16 protein-coding genes are annotated in these 19,424 nt (G+C 68.6%); 2 read left to right on the top strand and 14 right to left on the bottom strand.

Going from position 1 to position 19,424, the window contains the following annotated elements:
* Positions 1 to 57 precede the first annotated feature (57 nt).
* On the top strand, positions 58 to 1,308 hold the full coding sequence (locus ACSFA5_RS06510) for an SMI1/KNR4 family protein (RefSeq protein ID WP_435443217.1): 1,251 nt from the start codon (positions 58 to 60) through the stop codon (positions 1,306 to 1,308).
* A gap of 55 nt (positions 1,309 to 1,363) precedes the next feature.
* On the opposite strand, the gene ACSFA5_RS06505 is transcribed toward ACSFA5_RS06510, so the two are convergent.
* The 10 genes from ACSFA5_RS06505 to ACSFA5_RS06460 form a co-directional block, all read right to left on the bottom strand.
* Positions 1,364 to 2,548 (bottom strand): FAD-dependent monooxygenase, encoded by a 1,185-nt coding sequence (locus tag ACSFA5_RS06505; protein ID WP_435443216.1) that lies wholly within the window; start codon positions 2,546 to 2,548, stop codon positions 1,364 to 1,366.
* Between the two features lie 5 nt (positions 2,549 to 2,553).
* Positions 2,554 to 2,835, bottom strand: a complete 282-nt coding sequence (locus tag ACSFA5_RS06500) for a DUF6587 family protein (RefSeq protein ID WP_435443215.1) — start codon at positions 2,833 to 2,835, stop codon at positions 2,554 to 2,556.
* Positions 2,836 to 2,863: 28 nt separating this feature from the next.
* The gene (gene feoB, locus ACSFA5_RS06495; protein ID WP_435443214.1) at positions 2,864 to 4,759 is read right to left on the bottom strand and encodes a ferrous iron transporter B; all 1,896 of its coding nucleotides are present in this window, start codon (positions 4,757 to 4,759) and stop codon (positions 2,864 to 2,866) included.
* Positions 4,752 to 5,051 (bottom strand): FeoA family protein, encoded by a 300-nt coding sequence (locus ACSFA5_RS06490; RefSeq protein WP_435443213.1) that lies wholly within the window; start codon positions 5,049 to 5,051, stop codon positions 4,752 to 4,754. The genes feoB and ACSFA5_RS06490 overlap by 8 nt, the downstream gene beginning before the upstream one ends.
* A 208-nt stretch (positions 5,052 to 5,259) precedes the next feature.
* Complete coding sequence (efeO, locus tag ACSFA5_RS06485; RefSeq protein ID WP_435443212.1) at positions 5,260 to 6,096, bottom strand: iron uptake system protein EfeO; 837 nt, start codon at positions 6,094 to 6,096, stop codon at positions 5,260 to 5,262.
* Between the two features lie 66 nt (positions 6,097 to 6,162).
* Positions 6,163 to 7,482 carry an iron uptake transporter deferrochelatase/peroxidase subunit gene (gene efeB / locus ACSFA5_RS06480; protein ID WP_435443211.1) on the bottom strand — a complete coding sequence of 440 codons (1,320 nt, stop codon included), beginning with the start codon at positions 7,480 to 7,482 and terminating at the stop codon, positions 6,163 to 6,165.
* 20 nt (positions 7,483 to 7,502) lie between these two features.
* Positions 7,503 to 8,690 carry an iron uptake system protein EfeO gene (gene efeO / locus ACSFA5_RS06475; RefSeq protein ID WP_435443210.1) on the bottom strand — a complete coding sequence of 396 codons (1,188 nt, stop codon included), beginning with the start codon at positions 8,688 to 8,690 and terminating at the stop codon, positions 7,503 to 7,505.
* A gap of 9 nt (positions 8,691 to 8,699) precedes the next feature.
* Positions 8,700 to 9,536: an iron uptake transporter permease EfeU gene (gene efeU / locus ACSFA5_RS06470; protein WP_435443209.1), complete on the bottom strand. Its 837-nt coding sequence runs from the start codon at positions 9,534 to 9,536 to the stop codon at positions 8,700 to 8,702.
* 173 nt (positions 9,537 to 9,709) lie between these two features.
* On the bottom strand, positions 9,710 to 10,171 hold the full coding sequence (locus ACSFA5_RS06465) for a metallophosphoesterase family protein (RefSeq protein WP_435443208.1): 462 nt from the start codon (positions 10,169 to 10,171) through the stop codon (positions 9,710 to 9,712).
* A gap of 12 nt (positions 10,172 to 10,183) precedes the next feature.
* Entirely contained in the window at positions 10,184 to 13,051 is a 2,868-nt protein-coding gene (locus ACSFA5_RS06460) for an aconitate hydratase (RefSeq protein WP_435443207.1), read from the bottom strand.
* A 145-nt stretch (positions 13,052 to 13,196) separates the two neighbouring features.
* Here ACSFA5_RS06460 and ACSFA5_RS06455 point away from each other — a divergent pair, with 145 nt between their 5' ends.
* Complete coding sequence (locus tag ACSFA5_RS06455) at positions 13,197 to 14,042, top strand: helix-turn-helix domain-containing protein (protein ID WP_435443206.1); 846 nt, start codon at positions 13,197 to 13,199, stop codon at positions 14,040 to 14,042.
* On the opposite strand, the gene ACSFA5_RS06450 is transcribed toward ACSFA5_RS06455, so the two are convergent.
* The 4 genes from ACSFA5_RS06450 to ACSFA5_RS06435 all read right to left on the bottom strand — a co-directional run bounded on the left by ACSFA5_RS06450 (position 13,948) and on the right by ACSFA5_RS06435 (position 19,246).
* A complete protein-coding gene (locus tag ACSFA5_RS06450) occupies positions 13,948 to 16,197 on the bottom strand; it encodes an acyl-CoA dehydrogenase (RefSeq protein ID WP_435443205.1) in 2,250 nt (749 codons plus the stop codon). The genes ACSFA5_RS06455 and ACSFA5_RS06450 overlap by 95 nt on opposite strands.
* Before the next feature lie 114 nt (positions 16,198 to 16,311).
* A complete protein-coding gene (locus ACSFA5_RS06445) occupies positions 16,312 to 16,947 on the bottom strand; it encodes a hypothetical protein (RefSeq protein ID WP_435443204.1) in 636 nt (211 codons plus the stop codon).
* A complete protein-coding gene (locus tag ACSFA5_RS06440) occupies positions 16,944 to 18,101 on the bottom strand; it encodes a DUF2827 domain-containing protein (RefSeq protein ID WP_435443203.1) in 1,158 nt (385 codons plus the stop codon). The genes ACSFA5_RS06445 and ACSFA5_RS06440 overlap by 4 nt, the downstream gene beginning before the upstream one ends.
* Positions 18,098 to 19,246, bottom strand: coding sequence for a DUF2827 domain-containing protein (locus ACSFA5_RS06435; protein WP_435443202.1), 1,149 nt, complete (start codon positions 19,244 to 19,246; stop codon positions 18,098 to 18,100). The genes ACSFA5_RS06440 and ACSFA5_RS06435 overlap by 4 nt, the downstream gene beginning before the upstream one ends.
* Between the last annotated feature and the right edge of the window lie 178 nt (positions 19,247 to 19,424).

Here is a 19,424-nt window from a genome sequence, read left to right as displayed (position 1 = left end):
CACGGATTGCCCCGTCGAAGCAAAGCGCTACAGTTTTGCAAACCACGGAGACCCAGCATGAACGACACCCGGTTCACACCCGATGAGCTCTCCACCCTTCGCGAACACGGCATCGTGCTGTTCGCCAACCGCGTGATCTTCGACGCGCAGGCGCCGATGACCGAGTTGCAGATCGACGCCGTGCAGGCGCGCTGCGCGGGCCCGATCCCCGAAGCGCTGCGCACGCTGTGGAGGACCACGGCGGGCGGCCGGCTCGACTACGACCTGTCGCTCGAGATGAACGGCAACCTCGAAGCCATCAGCTGGAGCGAGCTGTTCTGGAACGGCAGCGACGGCTACCACGACCTTCAGGGCTGGATCGACCACGAGCTGGAGCTGGCCGGGGAAGCCGCGCGGGACAACGGCACGCCGTGGAGCGGCAAGCTCACGCATCTTCCCTTCGGCGGCTTCGAGTACACCGACCGCATCTACGTGGTGGTGGAGCCCGGCGGCGAGCAGGGCCAGGTGGTCGCCTGGAAGAAGGGCCTGCCACCGGCCTGGACGCATGCGCTGCACGAAGACAGCGTGAACACCATCGCCGCCGACGTGCACGGCGCGCTTGCAGCGCTGCACCTCGACGAAGATCCGCTGGCGCCCACGAGCGACTATTTCTCCGGGCAGACGCTGCTCGAATACCTGGACGACCGGCACGAGGCACACGGGCTCGACCTCGACCTGATGGACCGGCTGGTCGCCTTCTACAGCCGCGCCGTGGTCGACTGGCGCACGCCGCTGGCCGAGGGCACCCTGCGCCACCATCCATCGCTCGCGCGCGTGGCCTTGAACCACGCCATCGGGACGGACGATGCCGAGCTGGTTGCCGCGCTGGCCGCCGCGGGCGTGGGCTTCGACGGGCCGCAGCAAGGCAGCGCGCTGGCCACCGATGTGGCGGTGGGGCACGGCGCCTTTGCCGCGGCCGCCGCGCTGGTGCGTGCGGGCGCCCCGGTGGCGGCCGACGCCTTGGGCAGCATCGACGGGCAAATCTCGCCTGAGCTCACGAAGGCGTTGCTGGACAACGGCGCGGAGCCCAGCGTGGCAGCCATCGTGAAGTGCGCGGCATGCGGTGCGCCCGCGAGCGCGCACCTCATCGCGGAAGCCTGTGCGAAAGCGGGCATCGACGTGCCGCCCGCTTTCATCGAGGACCGCGACGCGATGCTGCTCGACCTGGAAAGCACGCTCGCCAAGATGCAGAAGGGGGCCTACAGCCACTACCTCGGACAGGAAGGGATCGCGGAGCGCATCGAGCATCTTCAGACCTTCCGGCTCTGAGATCTTCGATTCGCTGTGCGTCGAGGGTGCTGTTCAGGGCGCGCTCATCTTTCGCTCAGCCGCCGTACAACCAAGGCTGGTCGAGCAGCCTTGCGCCGAACACGCGCATCGCCATGTCCCGGCCCAGGCGCACAGCGCCCGTCGCATGGAAGATCTCGCCGTTGCGGCGCGCCCGCGCCTGTACCTGCGCGTTGCGCGCCCAGCGCGACTCGGCATAGCGCGCGAACGCGGCCGGCACCTGGGCCGCGCCGCCATCGCCGAGTGCATCGGCCAACGCCACCGCGTCCTCGATCGCCATGCCCGCGCCCTGCGCGAGGTACGGCACCATTGGGTGCGCCGCGTCGCCCACCAGCGCCACACGCTCGTGCGCCATGTCGGCGGCGCGGGTCATGGGCGCGCGGTCGCCGAGCGACCATGCGCGCCAGCCGGGCATCGCGTCCAGCAAGGCCTGCAGACCCGCGCAGCTGCGGCCCATGGCCTGCTTCAGCGCGGCGATGCTGCCGGACTGGTCCCAGTCGCGCGCATCGCCTGCAGGTGCCGATTCGGCGATCACCACCACGTTGAGCCACTCCCCGCCGCGCACCGGATACGCCACCGCATGCAGCCGCGGGCCGAGCCAGACATGGACCTGCGTGCGGCGCAACGCGGCGGGCAGGCGCGACTGCTCGACCATGGCGCGCCAGGCCGTGTGGCCGGTGACGCGGGGCGGCTCGTCGGCAGACGGCGTGTCGAGTTGCCGGCGCACCAGGCTCCACAGGCCGTCGGCCCCGACGATCGCTTCGCCTTCCCAGGCGCGCGCGTCGGTGCTCGAGAGGCAGACGAGTTCGTCGCCGGTCTCCACCTGCTGGATGCGGGCAGAGGTGACCAGGGTGCCGTTGCCCCGTGCGCGCACGGCGTCGAGCAGCAGGCCGTGCAGGTCGGCGCGGTGCACGCAAAAGTAAGGCGCGCCGTAGCGCTGGCGCATGGTGTCCCCGAGCGGCATGCGCGCCAGCTCGGAGCCGGTGTCGGCGCTGTGGACCACCAGCGCATCGGGCTGCGCCGCGATGGCCGCGAGCCCCGCGCCCAGGTCGAGTTGCTGAAGACGCCGCGTGGCGTTGGGGCCGAGTTGCACGCCGGCGCCGATTTCCCCGAAGACTGATGCCTGTTCGAAGACGTCGGCGCGGTGGCGTCGACGCGAAAGCGCCAGCGCGGTGGCCAGCCCCCCGATGCCGCCGCCGGCGACCAGGATGTGCGCGGGCATCGGTCTCAGCGGCTGCGCGTGTGGGGGGTGGCCTGGCCGGCTTCCGGTTGCTTCAGAGGGGCCTTGGGCGCGCAGCTGCCGCAGCTGTCGCACGAGCCGCAGCCCGAGGTCTTGGCCAGCGAGGCCGCCAGCGCCTTGGCGCGCTCTTCGTCGACCCAGCCCGCGCGTTGCGAGCCCGCCGCGAGCTTGCGCGCGGCGCCGCGCCGCCAGCCCGCGGGCATCCAGCGCCAGACCGCGTAGAACGCGGCCGCCGCGACGATCAATCCGACGATCAGTTGCTGTGCCATTGCTTGTTTAGCCCTTTCGCTGTCGCTTTTAACCCGCGCCGAGTGCCACCGCAACGCGGTAGGTGATGAAGCAGGCGCCATAGGCCAGCGCGAACAGGTAGCCCGCCATGATCCACACGTACTTCCACGAACCCGTCTCGCGCTTCACGGCCGCCAGCGTGGAGATGCACTGCGGCGCGAACACATACCAGACCAGCAGCGACAGCGCTGTTGCCAGCGACCAGCTGCCCGCGATCAGCGGCTCGAGCTGGCCCGCCACGTCGTCGCCGGTGGAAGACAGCGCGTACACCGTGCCCAGCGCCCCCACCGCCACCTCGCGCGCCGCCATGCCCGGCACCAGCGCGATGGAGATCTGCCAGTTGAAGCCGATGGGCGCGAAGATGTGTTCGAGCCCGCGCCCGATCATGCCGGCCAGGCTGTACTGGATGGCCGGCCCCGTCGCGCCTTCGGGCGGCGACGGAAAGGTCGAGAGGAACCACAGCAGGATGGTCAGCGTGAGGATGATCGTGCCCACGCGCTGAATGAAGATCCACGCCCGCTCATAGAGGCCCAGCGCCAGGTTGCGCGGGTTCGGCCAGCGGTAGGCGGGCAGCTCCATCAGCAGCGGCGAATGCGAGGTGTTGTCCCGAAAGCGCTTCATGACCCAGGCCACGGCCATGGCCGAGACGATGCCGAACACATACAGCGCGAACAGCACCATGCCCTGCAGGTTGAACACGCCCCCCACGGTGCGCGCCGGAATGAAGGCCGCGATGAGCAGCGCATACACCGGCAGCCGCGCCGAGCAGGTCATGAGCGGCGCGATCATGATGGTCGTGATGCGGTCGCGCCAGTTGCTGATGGTGCGCGTGGCCATCACGCCCGGAATGGCGCAGGCAAAGCTCGACAGCAGCGGAATGAACGAGCGGCCCGACAGCCCCACGGTGCCCATCACGCGGTCGAGCAGGAAGGCCGCGCGCGGCAGGTAGCCCGAGTCTTCCAGCGCCAGGATGAACAGGAAAAGAATCAGGATCTGCGGCAGGAAGACGATGACGCCGCCCACGCCCGCGATCACGCCGTCGACCAGCAGGCTCTGCAGCATGCCCTCGGGCATGTGCGCCTTGAGCAGGCCGCCGAGCGCCTCGGTGCCGGCCTTGATGGCGTCCATCGGCACGTTGGCCCAGCTGAACACGGCCTGGAACATCAGGAACATGGTGACGGCCAGCACCAGCATGCCCCACACCGGGTGCATCACGACACGGTCGATGCGGTCGCTGGTGGCCAGGCTGCCGACCGGCTCCGTCACCGCCAGGCCCAGAATGCGGCGCACCTCGCGCTGCGTGGCCAGCACGTCGTCGAGCCCCGGCGCCTGCCAGGGCTGCGGCGCGGCGGCGGCCACGGGGGTGTCGAGCGCTTCGAGCAGGGCCTTGGCGCCGCCGGTGTGCACGCCCACGGTCTCGATGACCGGTATGCCGAGTTCGCGCGACAGCACGGCCGTGTCGACCACGATGCCCTGCTTCTTCGCCATGTCGGTCATGTTCAGCGCCATCACCATCGGCAGGCCGAGCCGCCGGGCTTCGAGCACCAGCCGCAAGTTCAGGCGCAGGTTGGTGGCGTCGGTGACGCACACCAGCAGGTCGGGCAAGGCTTCCTTGCTCTGGCCGGTGACGACGTCGCGCGTGACGGCCTCGTCGGCGCTCAGCGCATTCAGGCTGTAGGCGCCCGGCAGGTCGAGCACGAACACGCGGCGGCCGGAGGCGGTGCGCAGCGTGCCTTCCTTGCGCTCGACCGTCACGCCTGCGTAGTTCGCCACCTTCTGGCGGCTGCCGGTCAGCAGGTTGAACAGCGCGGTCTTGCCGCAGTTGGGGTTGCCCAGCAAGGCGATGCGCCCTGGCTGCGCGGTGGCGGCAAGGCGACCGGGGCCCTGGATGACGGCTTCAACCATGGTGGGCGGCTCCCGGCACAACGTGGATCAGCGCGGCCTCGTGGCGGCGCAGGGCGAAGGTGGTGTGGCCCAGTCGAACCGCCAGCGGCTCGCGGCCGGGGATGCCGCTTGCGACGATGCGCACCGCCTCGCCCGGCACGAAGCCGATTTCGGTCAGTCGCAGCACGAGTTCGCGGTCATCCGCGCCCTCGGGGCGGGCCACGTCGAGCACGGTGGCCCACTGGTTGTTTGGAAGCTGGTCGAGGCGCAGGGCGGCGGATGCCGGCACTGCGCCGAGGTCGTTGGTTTGCACGGTGAAGAGGGCGCCAGGAATATCGGGCACGCCAGTAAGCAATACCCGGATGCTAGCAATTCTCAATCGCACAAACCTGACCAACCCCGCAAAAAAGGAGGCTGCAAGGCCAGAAACACCGAGGAACCGGCTTTGACGGGCCTTTGGTGTTGCCCCCGGCAAGGGGGTTGGAGAAGCGACACGAAGTGCGCGAAGCCTGGGGGCGAGCCTAGTTCAGGCCGAGCATGCCGCGCAGTTTCGACAGGTCTTCAGCCAGCGTGTTGACCCGCCCGGCCAGCAGCTTGCGGTCGCGTTCGGTGAGCTTGGCGTAGGTTTCGAAGCCGCCGTCGGCCGTCCTGTACTTGGCCAGCGTGTCGAACACCACCTTGAAGTTGGCGTCGGTCTTGTCCGAGAAGGCCTTGTTGTCCTTCGCCACCAGCGGGCGCAGCAGCTCCACGATCTTGAAGGCGCCCTCGAAGTTCGACTGGAAGTCCCACAGGTCGGTGTGGCTGTAGCGGTTCTCCTCGCCCGAAATCTTGGTGGCGGCCACCTCTTCCATCAGCACCGCGGCGCCGCCCACCACCTTCTCGGGTGGAAAGGTCAGCGCGACCAGGCGCTTCTGCAGCTCGAGCACGTCGGTCAGCAGCTTGTCGGCCACGGGGTTCAGGTCCTTGGTGCTCTTTTGCGTCCACAGGCCGTACTCGATGCGGTGGAAGCCGCCGAAGGCCGGGTCCTTCTCGGCCTTCTCGTGGTCGTCGGCGCGCGAGTCGATCGCCTTGTCGAGGTCGTTGAACAGCTCGGCCACCGGCTCGATGCGCTCGTAGCTCGTGCGCGTGGGCGCATACAGCTTCTTCGCCTTCTCGATGTCGCCGGCCTTCACCGCGGCGGTGAAGGCGCGCGTGTCCGCGGCCAATTTGCGCACGTTCTCGGCCACGTAGATCTTGTAGTCGGAAATCGGTCCGACCAGTTCGAGCGGCGACACGGCGGCCTGCGCGCCCACGGCATGGAGCCCGGCGAAGCCTGCGACGAAAGTGGCGAGAAAGTGGCGGCGGAACTGCACGTTCATGGATCTCCTGAAGGTTCGAGGTCGTGAAAAAAATGGAGTGTGGGCGGCGCGGGGAGCGCGTGCCGATCAGGCAGCCAGCAGCGAACGGCCCAGCCAGTCCTGCGCGTCCTTCACGCCCGGCAGCGTGAAGAAGAAGCCGCCGCCGATGGGCCTGATGTATTCCTCGAGCGGCTCGCCGTCCAGGCGCTTCTGCACGGCGATGAAGCCGTTCTCCAGGTTGGCCTGGTAGCAGATGAACAGCAGCCCCATTTCGAGCTGGCCCGACTTGGTGACGCCGTTCGAATAGTTGAAGGGCCGGCGCAGCATCAGGTTCTTGTCCGAGGCCCTGGTGCGCGGGTTGGCCAGGCGGATGTGCGCGTCCATCGGCGTGGCCTTGCCTTCGGGGTCTTTGCTGTAGTCGGGCACGTCGTGCTCCGTCTTGCCGCCGTCCATCGGCGCGCCGGTGGGCTTCATGCGGCCCATGATGGCCTCCTGCTCCTGCAGCGGCGTGCGGTCCCAGCGCTCCACGAAGTTGCGGATGATGCGCACCGCCTGGTAGCTGCCGCCCACGGACCACGCCGGCTCGTCGCCGCCGGGTTGCACCCACACGATGCCGTCCATGAGCGTGTCGTCGGCCGAGTCGGGGTTGGCCGACCCGTCCCTGAAGCCCAGGAAGTTGCGCGCGCTCTCCGAAGGCTTGCCGGGCACGGCCGGAATGGGCGGCACGGTGCCCTCCTGCTTCCAGTGCAGCACCAGCAGGTCGGGCGTGTTCTTGATGATGTCGCGCAGCGCGTGGATGTTGGTGTCGGGCGTGTTGGCGCAGAACTGGATCGACAGGTCGCCGTGGCACAGCGCGGCGTCCAGCGCGTCGTTCGGGTGGCGCTGCATCTGGCTCAGGCGCACCGGCTTCTTCTTCGCGAGGCCGAAGCGCTCGTCGAACAGCGAGGTGCCGGCCGATACCGTCACCGTCAGCCCGTCGGGCTGCACCACCGGCCCGAGGATGCCGGAGCCCGCGGGCGGCAGCTTGGGGTCGGGGTCGGCCTGCGGGCCGCCCTGCGTGAGGAAGGCGATGCGCTCGGTGAGCGTGCGGAACAGGCGCTCCAGGTCGGCGCGGTTCTCGGCCAGCACGAAGAACGAGGCGATCATTCCGGCCACCGGGCGCGGCGTGACGATGCCCGCCTGGTGCTTGCCGCGATAGGGCACGCGGTCTTGCGTGTGGGTGCTCTCGGGCGCGTCGGTGACCTGCGCGCCGCTGTCGGGCACACCCGCCGCTTGGGCCGCACGGGCCGAATGGGCCGCTGCAGCGAGGCCTGCGAATGCCACGCCGGCGGCGCCGAGCATGCGGCGGCGATGCGGGGATGCGGGTTGCCCTTGGGGGGCGAGGGTTTCGTTCTTCGACTTGTCCATGAGGGGTTCTTGCTCTCGACTCATTCCAGGCCGAGCGCGGCATTCACCTTGCCAAGTTCCTCGGCCAGTGCGCGCACGGGTTCGGCCAGTGCCTTTCTTTGCGCCTCGTCCAGCGGCGCGGGCTTGAAGCCCTCGTCTTCGCGGTAGGGCGCCAGCGCGGCGTCGAAGGCCGCGAAGCGCGCGTCCACGCTCTTCTGCTGCGCGGGCGCGGCCTTCACCAGCAGCGGCTGCAGCAGTTCAGCAATTTTTTTCGTGCCTTCATAGGTGCCCTGCAGGTTCACCAGCTCGGCATGGCCGTAGTGGTCTTCGCCGCCGGCGGGCAGGTTGTCGGCCACGCGGCGCAGCAGCTTCGAGGCCGAACCGGCCAACCGCTCGGGCGGCATGTTCAGCGCGCGCAGGCGCTCCTTCAGCACGCCGATGTCGGCAAGCAACTTCGCGACCACGGGCGCCAGCGGCTTCAGGTCGTTCTGGCTGTACAGCGCGTACTCGATGCGGTGGAAGCCGGTGAAGCCCGCATCGGCTTCGCGCTTCTCGAAGTAGTCGGCGCGCGCGTTGATGCGCGTGTCCAGGTCGGCGAACAGCTCGGCCATCGGCTCGATGCGCTTGTAGGCCTGGTGCGCCGGCGCGTACAGCGCCCTCGCCTGCGCCAGGTCGCCCGCCTTCACCGCGTCGGCCAGTGCGCGCACCGCGTCGTCGAGCGAGCCGGCCTCCAGCCGCAGGAACACCTGGTACTCGGCCAGCGCGCCCACGTAGTTGACCAGAGACGGCCGCGCCGCCTCGGCATCGGACGCGGCCGAGGGCGTCACGCGCAGCGTGCCGCGCGGGTTGCTCAAGAGGCCGCAGGTGATGGCGAACTCGCCCGGCGGCAGCTTCACGGTCATGGTCTGCGAGAAGCCCGGCGCGATGTTCTCGCGCTCTTCCACCACCATCACGCCGTCCAGAATTTCCCATTCCAGCGCACGGTTCGACTTGTTGACGATGGTGAAGGTGGTGCGCCCCGCGGGCACGGTGATCTCGTTGGGGTCGCAGGCGTTGCCCTGGATGGTGACGGTCACGGCGTTGTCGGCGGCCTTGGCCGGCGCCTTCCTGGCCTCGTTCGAGGCGTACCAGAAGGCGGCGAGGCCGGCCACGACCAGCAGGGCCGACGCGGCCACCGCCACGCGCAGGAGGGTGGACGAAGGGGCTTTGGATTCGGAAGAAGAAGACATCGAGGGGTTTCAGCCGGCCGCGGCCGCGCGTGGCGCCGCGGCAGGGGCCGGGCGCAAAAAGAAGAACAGGGCCACGGCCAGGAAGGCCAGGTACACGATGACTTCGCCCACCACGGGCGCAGCCTGGTAGCCCAGCAGGCCCGAGAGCACGGCGCCCACGGAGCTGTCCATCGGCAGCTTCTCGCTCATGTCGAACACCACCGCCTGCAGGTGGTTCCACACGCCGCCCTCGTGCAGCTTGCGCAGCACGCCGGCCAGGAGGCCCGCGGCCACCAGAAGAATGAACAAGCCCGTGTAGCGGAAGAAGCGGCGCAGGTCGAGCCGCACGCCGCCCGAGTACAGGCCCCAGCCGATCGCCACCGACACGGCGATGCCGGCCAGCGCGCCCACGGGCGCCTCCCAGCCGCTGCTCTGCTGGAACACGGCCAGCAGGAAGAACACCGACTCCAGGCCTTCGCGCGCCACGGCGAGAAACACCATGCCGATGAGCGCCCAGCCCTGCCCGTCCGCGCCCCGGGTGAGCGCCTTGTCGATGGAGGCCTGCAGTTCGCCCCTGATGGAGCGTGCGGCCTTGCGCATCCAGAACACCATCGAGGTCAGCATGACCACGGCGATGAGCCCGACCACGCCCTCGAACAGCTCCTGCTGCTTCTGCGGAAACTCCGCCGCCAGCAACTGCAGGCCGGCGCCGGCGAACAGCGACAGCGCGGTGGCCAGCAGCACGCCGACCCACACCGCGGGCATCAGCGCGCCGCGTCCGCTTTGCTTGAGGTAGCTGGCAACGATGCCGACGATCAGCGCGGCTTCGATGCCTTCGCGCAGCATGATGAGAAAGGGAATGAGCATCGGCTTCGGGAGTCAGGGCAGAAAAAACCCTCCGGAGCCGGCACGTTCAGCAGCGCTTGGCGTTGGCTCCACGGAGGAGCGAACGAGGATAACCCATCAAATAAGAAACGTTCTCATTTAGGGCCTTTTCTTGCCGAATGGCAATGATTGCCCGGCCCTCGCCCACGGACCGCTCAGACGGCGAGTTCGACGATGCGCGCGCTGATGGCGTCGCCGTCGATCAGCAGTTCGGCCACCGCGATGGGCAGGGTGAATCGGCGCGGCCCCGCGCTGCCGGGGTTCACATACAGCACGCCGCCGCGTTCCTCGATCTTCGGCTTGTGCGAATGGCCCGAGACGACCACGCGCACGCCGGCGGCGGGCGGGTCGATGTCAAGTTGGGCAAGGTCGTGAATGGCGTACAGCTGCACGCCGCCGAACGCCACGCGCTCGGTCTCGGCGATGCGCTCGGCCCACGGTTCGCGGTCGTTGTTGCCGCGCACCACCGTCAGTGGCGCCATGGCGCGCAGCGCGTCGAGGATGCCGGCGTTGCCGATGTCCCCGCCGTGCACGATGAAGTCGCAGCCCTGCAGGGCTGCCACGGCCTGCGGGCGCAGCAGGCCGTGGGTGTCGGAGATGAGCCCTACGCGGAGCAAAGGATCAAGGGATCAAGCGGCCAGCAGTTGCCGCAGCACGAACGGCAGGATGCCGCCGTGCTGGTAGTAGTCGACCTCGATCGGCGTGTCGATGCGCAGGCGCACCGTCACCTCCTGGTGCGTGCCGTCGGGGCGGTGCACGACGAGCTTCACGTCCATCTGCGGCTTGAGTTCGCTGCCGATCACCACGTCGATCTTCTCGTCGCCGGTGAGGCCCAGCGTCTGCCACGAATCGGCGCCGCGGAACTGCAGTGGCAGCACGCCCATGCCGACCAGGTTGGCGCGGTGAATGCGCTCGAAGCTGCGCGCCACCACGGCCTTGATGCCCAGCAGCTGCGTGCCCTTGGCGGCCCAGTCGCGCGACGAGCCGGTGCCGTACTCCTCGCCGCCGAACACCACCGTGGGCACGCCCTGCTCGATGTACTTCATGGCGGCGTCGTAGATGAACATCTTCTCGTTGCCCGGCTGGAAGCGCGTCACGCCGCCTTCTTCCTGCGTGCCGTTGGCGTCCGGCGGAATCATCAGGTTCTTGATGCGCACGTTGGCGAAGGTGCCGCGCATCATCACGTCGTGGTTGCCGCGACGCGAACCGTAGCTGTTGAAGTCCGCCTTGGGCACGCCGTGCGCCTTGAGCCAGATACCCGCGGGCGAGCTGTCCTTGATGGAGCCGGCCGGCGAGATGTGGTCGGTGGTGATCGAGTCGCCGAACAGCGCCATGATGCGCGCGCCCTTGAAGCCGGCGTCGGTCGCGTGCGGCTTCATCTTGAAGCCCTCGAAGAACGGCGGCTCGGCGATGTAGGTCGAGGTGGGCCAGTCGTACACCTGGCCCTCGGTGCCCTTGATGCTGCTCCAGAACTTGCCCGGGTCGGTCTTGACCTTGTCGTAGTTCGCTCGGAACGACTTGGCGTTCATGGCAAAGCGCAGGTTGTCGTCGATTTCCTTCGGCGTGGGCCAGATGTCGCCCAGGTACACGTCCTTGCCGTGCTTGCCCTTGCCCACGGGCTGGGTCATCAGGTCGACCATCACGTTGCCGGCGATGGCGAAGGCCACCACCAGCGGGGGCGAGGCCAGGAAGTTGGCCTTCAGGTTCGGGTGGATGCGCGCCTCGAAGTTGCGGTTGCCCGAAAGCACGGCCGCGCCGATCAGGTCGTTCTGGGTGATGGCCTCGTTGATCTCGGGCGTCAGGTCGCCGGCGTTGCCGATGCAGGTGGTGCAGCCGTAGCCGGCCAGGTAGAAGCCGAGCTGTTCCAGGTACGTGAGCAGGCCGGCCTTCTCGAGGTATTCGGTGACGATGCGCGAACCCGGCGCCAGCGAGGTCTTGATGTGCGGCTTGACCGTGAGGCCCGCCTCCACCGCCTTCTTGGCCAGCAGCCCGGCGGCCAGCATCACGCTCGGGTTGGAGGTGTTGGTGCACGAGGTGATGGCCGCGATCAGCACGTCGCCGTTGCCGATGGTGACCGCGCCCTGGGGGGCGCTGGGTGCCGTGGCGCTGGTGTGCGCGGCTGCCTTGGTCGAGCGGTTGGCCACCATCTCGACCACGTCGCGCGGCGCACCGGCGGGCGGTGCGGCGGCTTCGTCGTCGCTGCCCTGCGTTGCCGTCACCAGCGGGTAGCGCAGCTTGAGCTTGTCGGCCGGCTGGTTGAAGCCGTTGGCGTCGTTGGGCTTGCTATAGAGCTCCGAGAACTTGGTGGCCAGGTGGCCCAGGTCGATGCGGTCCTGCGGGCGCTTCGGGCCGGCCAGGCTGGGCGACACGGTGCCCAGGTCGAGGCGCACGATCTTGGTGTAGTCGATGTCGCCGGGCGCCGGCATGCCGTACAGGCCCTGCGCCTTGTAGTAGGCGGCGAAGCGTTCGACCTCTTCCTTGGTGCGGCCGGTGCCTTCGAAGTAGGCCACGGTCATGTCGTCGACCGGAAAGAAGCCCATGGTCGCGCCGTATTCGGGCGCCATGTTGCCGATGGTCGCGCGGTCGGGCACGGCGATGGACGCGGCGCCGGGGCCGAAGAACTCGACGAACTTGCCCACCACCTTTTCACCTCGCAGGATGGCGGTGACGTACAGCACCAGGTCGGTCGCGGTCACGCCTTCGCGCAGCTTGCCGGTGAGCTCGAAGCCCACCACGTCGGGCGTGAGCATGTAGACCGGCTGGCCCAGCATGGCTGCTTCAGCCTCGATGCCGCCCACGCCCCAGCCGACCACGCCCACGCCGTTGATCATGGTGGTGTGGCTGTCGGTGCCGACCAGCGAGTCGGGGTAGTAGGTGGGCACGTCGGCCTTGTCGTGCGGGCTGGTGTACACGCCGCGCGCAAAGTATTCGAGGTTGACCTGGTGCACGATGCCGAAGCCCGGCGGCACGACGCGGAAGGTGTCGAAGGCCTGCATGCCCCACTTCATGAACTGGTAGCGCTCGTTGTTGCGCTGGAACTCCAGCTTCATGTTCAGGTCGAGCGCCTTGGGCGTGCCGTAGTAGTCGACCATCACCGAGTGGTCGACCACCAGGTCGACGGGCACCAGCGGTTCGATGGTCTTGGGCGACTTGCCCAGCTTGGCGGCCACGCTGCGCATGGCGGCCAGGTCGGCCAGCAGCGGCACGCCGGTGAAGTCCTGAAGCACGACGCGGGTGACGACAAAAGGAATTTCGTCGGTGCGCTCGGCGTTCGGCGCCCAGTGCGCCAGTTCTTCGACGTGCTTGGGCGAGACCTTCTGCCCGTCGCAATTGCGCAGCACCGATTCGAGCACGATGCGGATCGACACGGGCAGCCGGTCGATGGTGGGGTACTGCTTGGCCAGCTCCTTCAAAGACCAGTACTTGCCGGACTTGCCCGATGCGGTCTTGAAGGTCTTGAGGGTGGACGCAAAGGCGTGTGCCGGTGCTTTGGCCATAGGGAAACTCCTGTGTGTTCGTGGAAGCTCCCAAAGGATAGCGGGGATCAATGTCAGCTGTTGTAGTCAGGTAACTGAACTCGCAGGGCGTTCATGACCTGGGAGGTCATGGCGCGTGGCCGCCACGGCGCCAGAATGCGGCTCCATGAGCACCCCCCGCCCCCATCCGGCCAAGACCGCCCAGCCCGGCGCGCGCGACCCCTTCGGCGCCCACCTGCGGCACTGGCGCACCCACCGCCGCCTGAGCCAGCTCGACCTGGCGCAGGAAGCGGACGTGTCGACCCGCCACCTGAGCTACGTGGAAACCGGCCGCGCCGCGCCCAGCCGCGAAATGGTGCTGCGTCTGGCCGAGCGGCTCGAGGTGCCGCTGCGCGAACGCAACGCCCTGCTGGTGGCCGCCGGCTTCGCGCCCATGTACCGCCAGCGCTCGCTGGACGACCCGGCCCTGGCGGCCGCGCGCCGTGCGGTCGACCTGGTGCTGAAGGGCCACGAGCCCTTCCCCGCGCTGGCGGTGGACCGCCACTGGAACCTGGTGGCGCACAACGCGCTGGTGCCGATGCTGATGGAAGGCGCCGCGCCCGAACTGCTGCGCGCGCCCCTCAACGTGCTGCGCCTGAGCCTGCACCCCGAGGGCGTGGCTCCGCGCATCGCCAACCTCGCGCAATGGCGCACCCACCTGCTCGAACGGCTGCAGCAGCAGATCGCCGCCACGGGCGACGCCACGCTGCAGGCGCTGCACGACGAACTGGAGGCCTACCCCGCGCCCAAGGTGAGCCACGACGCACCGGCCATCGACACGGCGCTGTCGGCCGTGGCGGTGCCGTTCCAGCTGGTCACGCCGAACGGGGTGCTGAGTTTCATCAGCACCATCACCATCTTCGGCACGCCCGTGGACGTCACATTGCAGGAACTGGCGGTGGAGTCGTTCTTTCCGGCCGACGAGCAGACGGCCGCGGCGCTGACGGCACTGGCGGCGCGGTCGAGCGGCTGAGTTGCGCACGCGGCTGCGCCGGGCCCTCGAAGTCGTCCACCTGGATCACCTTGTCGGCCGCCTTCAGGTAGGCCAGCGCCAGCGCCGGGTCGGGCGCCGAGCGGGCCGCCGCTTCGAGCGAGTTCGTTCGGCGCAGCACCTTGTTGAGCGCGGCCGTCGTGTCGCCGAGCCGCGCACCCAGTTCCATCGCGTGCATCAGGTCGCGCAGGCCGCCCGCGGCGGGTTCGCTGAGGTCGGGGGCCAGGCGCGCGACGGTGCGCGGGTTCTTGCGCAGCAATTCGGCCAGTTCGAGCAGTTGCACGTCGCGCAGCGGCGCCAGGTGCGAGGTGCCTCGCAGCACCAGCGCGCCGAGCACGCGGCGTCCGGCCGTCGGCAGGTTGGCATACAGGTCGCGCAGGATCTTGCCGGCCTCGTCCAGCTGCAGGCGAATCGCGGCCCGTGCGAAAGGCAGCATCTCGGGCGCCGCGTCCACGCGGTAACGCCAGATGCATGAGCTGGCCAGGTAGAGGTGCGCCAGCACGTCGCCCAGCCGTGCGGACAGCAGCTCCATTCGCTTGAGCTTGCCGCCGAGCAAGCCCATGGCCAGGTCGGCCGTGAACGCGTACCTGGCGCTCATGCGCGCCAGCAGCTTCGCCTCGTGCAGCAGGTCTTGGGGCGGCTCGCCGAGCACCGGCGCGCCGAACACGCTGTGCCACAGGTTCGCCGCCACGTGCTTGCCGTGCGCGATGAGGGCCTTGCCCAGCGCGGTCTCGTCGTTGGCCTGCACAGCGGCCATTTCGTCGAGCACATGCGGGTGGCAGCGCACCGCTCCCTGGCCGAACACGATGAGCGCGCGCGTGAGGATGTTTGCGCCCTCCACCGTGATGGCGATCGGCGCCTGCCGGTACGACACGCCCAGCAGGTTCGACGGGCCGGCGATGATGCCCTTGCCCCCGAGGATGTCCATGCCGTGGTTGACCGCGCGGCGCCCCGCTTCGGTCAGCTGCACCTTCAAGATGGCACTGGCCACGCTGGGCCGCTCGCCCTTGTCGAGCGCAGCGGCGGTGAAGCGCCGGGCGGCATCGGTTGCATAGAGCTCGACCGACATCCGAGCGATGAGCCCCGCCACGGCATGGAACCTGCCCACCGGCATGCCGAACTGCTCGCGGATCTGGCCGTAGCCGTTGCTCACGTACAGCGCGGTCTGCTGCATCGCCGAGCCCAGTGCCGGCAGCGAAATGGCACGGCCCGCGGCCAGGCATTCCATCAGCATGCGCCAGCCCTGCCCGACCTGCTTTTCGCCGCCGATGATCCACGCCATCGGCACGAACACCTGCCGGCCGTGGATGGGGCCGTTCATGAAGGCGCTGTCCATCGGGCGATGGCGCCGGCCGATCTCCATGCCTTCGTGCGGCACGGGAATCAGCGCGCAGGTAATGCCCAGCTCGCGCTCGCCTTCCGGCCTGCTTTCGTCGACGGCATGGAAGGCCAGGCCCACCACGGTGGCGACCGGGGCGAGCGTGATGTATCGCTTGTCGAAATCGACCAGGAAGCCTCGCGTCATGCGCCCGTTGAATTCGCGCTCGACCACCACGCCGCGGTCGGGAATGGCGGCCGCGTCGGAGCCTGCGTAAGGCGAGGTCAGGCCGAAGCACGGCAGCTCGCGGCCGTCCGCCAGGCGCGGCAGGTAGTGGTCTTTCTGTGTGTCGGTGCCGTAGCGCAGCAGCAACTCCGCGGGGCCGAGCGAGTTGGGCACCATCACCGTGACGGCGGTCGCCGTGTTGACGGTGGCGATGCGCGTGACCACCGTTGCATGCGCAAAGTGGCTGAAGCCCAGGCCGCCGAAATCTTCCGGAATGATCATTCCGAAGAAGCGCTTGTCCCGCAGGTGGCGCCACACCTCGGGTGGCAGGTCGCGCGCCTGGTCGATGGCGTGGTCGTCGAGCATGCGGCAGAGGTCGCGCACCTCGTGGTCCAGGAACGACTGCTCGCGCTCGGTGAGCTGGTTCGGCCCCACGGCGGCCAGCGTGTCGAAGTCGGGGTTGCCCGCGAAGAGCTGCCCTTCGAAACCGACGGTGCCGGCTTCCAGCGCGGCGCGCTCGGTGTCGCCGAGCGGCGGGAGCGCCTTCGAGAAGGGCTGCATGGCCCATCGACCGATGAGTTTCGCCAGGGGCATGGTCGTCTCCTTGCGCGACAGTGGTCGCGAATGGAGATCATTCTTGGAGCCTGTCGCCCGCCGCGCGGGCCGGTCGAGGGCCTCCCTGCGTGTCGGACAGGCGCGATCAGCCGATCAGCGCTTCCTGGGCATCTGCCCCGTCAGGGGGCCGGAAGGGGCCGCAGCGGCCGGCACAGCCGCAGTCGGCGCCGTGCCCGGGTCTTTCCAGCCGTACGCCACATAGCGCCGGATCACCAGGCAGCCCGGCGGCGAGTCGACCAGCGAGACCGACGAAGTGGGCTCCCTGTCGTCGGTGTACACGGCGAAGTTGGGCAGCAGCCGGGTCATCCTGTAGCCGGCCAGCTCCTGCTGCGCGACGCTCTCGCAAGTGAAGGGCGCCACCGAGATCCGCTCCGCCGACACGGTGCAGGTGCCGCTGTCGTCGGGAATGGCCGTGATCGACGCCGCCACGCCGGCGTTCGGGTACTGGATGCCGATGAGCGAGAACATGGGCCCCGCGTCCGGGCGCTTGCGGTCCCAGTCGAGCAGCACGTCGTGGCTTCGGCTGCCCTGCACCGTGAGCGCGGACAGGCGCGAGATGGCAGGCAGGCAGCGCTTGATGCCCACGCTGGTGGCGGCGCGCGTGAGCGTGTCCTGCGCCGCCGCCGGGGGTGCCTGCGGCACCAGCACGCCTTGCGCGAGGGCGGTGCCGGCGGCGGCCCCGGCGAGTACGGCGGGCAGCAGCCGCTGAAATGTCTGGGTGGGTTTCATTGCGCTCCTTGCGCATAGAGGTTCTCGATGGCCGCCGTGTAGATGCGCACGTTCTCCTCGCCCTCGGGGGCCAGCGTGGCGATGAACCGGCGTGCGCGCTCACGGTAGGCCGGCAGATCGGCGTCGTGCTCGGCAAAGGCGCGCCGCAGCGCCCGCCCGCCCTCTTCGCAGTCGAAGCCGTGGTAGCGGTAGCCGCAGCCGCCGATGAGGTGCGAGTTGTGGATCAGCGGGTAGCCGCCGTACAGGGCTTCGTAGTAGAGGTAGTTCTGCGCGTTCTCCCAGTGGTGCGCAAAGACCGCGTCGATCTTGCCGGGCATCACCTGGTACACCGGAAAGCGCCCTTCGAAGCTCGCCAGCCCGTGCTGCACGACGCTCAGGCTCTGCGCAAAACCGACGAACAGCGGTTTCTCTTTCAGGTGGAAGCTGTTGTAGACCCACATCTTCTCGATCAGGCGCGGCTGCGCGCGGTGCGCCGCCTCGCAGCCGAGCATGGGAATGAAGCTGGTCTTCACCAGGCAGATGTTGGGCTCGAAGATGGCCACGCGCCACTGCGTGCGGCCGGGCACGTAGGCGAAGGCGGGGCCGTCCGGCGCGCGGGCCATGGCGCGCTCCAGCACCATCGGGCTCCAGAGGTGCGGCATCAGCCGCACCGGCGCGCGGAAGGTGGCCTCGAAGTAGGGCTTGCACGCGCTTTCGTACTCGGGAATGGTCCAGACCTCGTCGTAAGGGGCACCGGAGATCAGCAGGCCGTGCGGCTTGTCGAAGATCATGCGTTCGACGTCGATCACGTAGTCGTTGCCCACGCGCATCGAGACGATCTTGCCGCCCCTGTCGCGGAACGCCACCGACCATTCGCGCGCCAGTTGCGCGCTCATCTCGATCATGAGGTCGAGCTGCTCGCCTGCAGCGGCCATGTCGATGACGGGCACCGGCGAATCGGCGAGGAAACCGGTGGCGTCCGCGGGGCCGCCGTCGCCGCCGCCCGCCACCAGCACGGCGCTTTGCACGCGCGGCGAACGCAGCAGCAGCATCACGAGGAACAGGCAGTTCTGGTAGACGCCGTTCTCCCACAGGCTCTGCTCGCCTTTGCGGATGAAGATGGAAACGCCGACCTTGAGCCTGGCCGGCATGGCGGTGCGTGCCGTTTCGCTCATGCCGCGCTCCCTTTGTCGGCACGGAACGCGGCATTGCCGCCCACGAGGTGCAGCAGGCGCTGTGCATAGCCGCCGACGTTCGCGGGGCTGAGGGGGTCGACCGCATCGAACACACGCCGCGAGCGCGCGCGGTAGTCGTCGAGTTGCGCGTCGTGCATGCGCACGGCCTGCAGCAACTGCCGCGCGCCGGCGGCAATGTCGAAGTCGGGGTAGTAGTAGCCGGCCTCGCGCAGCCAGGGCGAGTTGTGCACCAGCGGGTAGTTGCCGTACAGCGCATCGAGGTAGCTGTAGTTCTGCTCGTTCTGCCACTGGTGCGAGACCACCGCGTCGGCGAACTGGACCATGAAACCTGCGAAGTCGTTGCGGCCGTGGAACGTCGCCTTGTGCTCGCGCACCAAATCCAGGGAGTTCGCCAGGTACAGCATGGTCGGGTGGTCCTTGATGTGCAGGGTGTTGAGCACCTGCATCGAGGCCACCGCGGCGGGTTCGGTCCGGTAGGCGCCGTCGCAGATCAGCATCGGCACGCTGCTGGACTTCACCACCGAGATGTTGGGCTCGAAGATCGCCACGCGAAACCCCGGCTGCACGGGCGTGCGCGGCGCATAGCCGAAGCGCCAGCCCGCGGTTTCGACCTCCGCGATGCGCCGGTCCAGGAACTGGGGCGACCAGAGGTAAGGCACCTCGAACACGGGGCAGCGGTGCAGCGTGCGCATCATCGGCGTGAACACCTCGTCCTTGGGCAGCAGCCACACCTCGTCGCAGCGGTCGGGCCGGCTGAAGTGGCCCTTGTCGGTGAACACGATGGGCTCTGCCAGCGCCACGAAGGGCTGGCCGACACAGTGGAAAACGACACGGCCGCCGCAGGCGCGAAAGTAGGAAAGCCATTGCACGTCGAGCGCGCCGGCCATCTCGATGACCACGTCCAGCGCATCGGTCAGGTCCCGGGCGCGCCCGAAGGCCAGACCCATCGCGCTCAGGTCGACCTGGGGCGGCATGGCCGGCTGATCACCGGCGTCGACCAAGGTCACAGATTCGACGAATTCGATGCGTTGCAGCAATTGGGCCAGGAACAACACGTTCTGGCCCATGCCGTTTTCCCAGATGTTCTGGCCGGCGTGGGTGAGGACAGAGATTCCAATTCGCATGGTCGCGGAGTGTGAACCAAAAAAAGGAACACGCGCAATTCGCCAATGCATTGCGATGACCTGGCTCCCCGATGAAAGCGCCGGCTTGTTGCGCCAACTACGCCCGAAGAAATAGCTTTTTGCCACCTGCCGCTGCGCCTACACTTTTGCGGTCGCAGGCAGGCATTGCAGCTTGCCG

Origin of the sequence: Variovorax monticola (assembly GCF_051216855.1) — a bacterium.
Classification (GTDB): Bacteria; Pseudomonadota; Gammaproteobacteria; order Burkholderiales; family Burkholderiaceae_C; genus Variovorax.
This window is presented reverse-complemented; position numbering and strand designations above follow the sequence as displayed.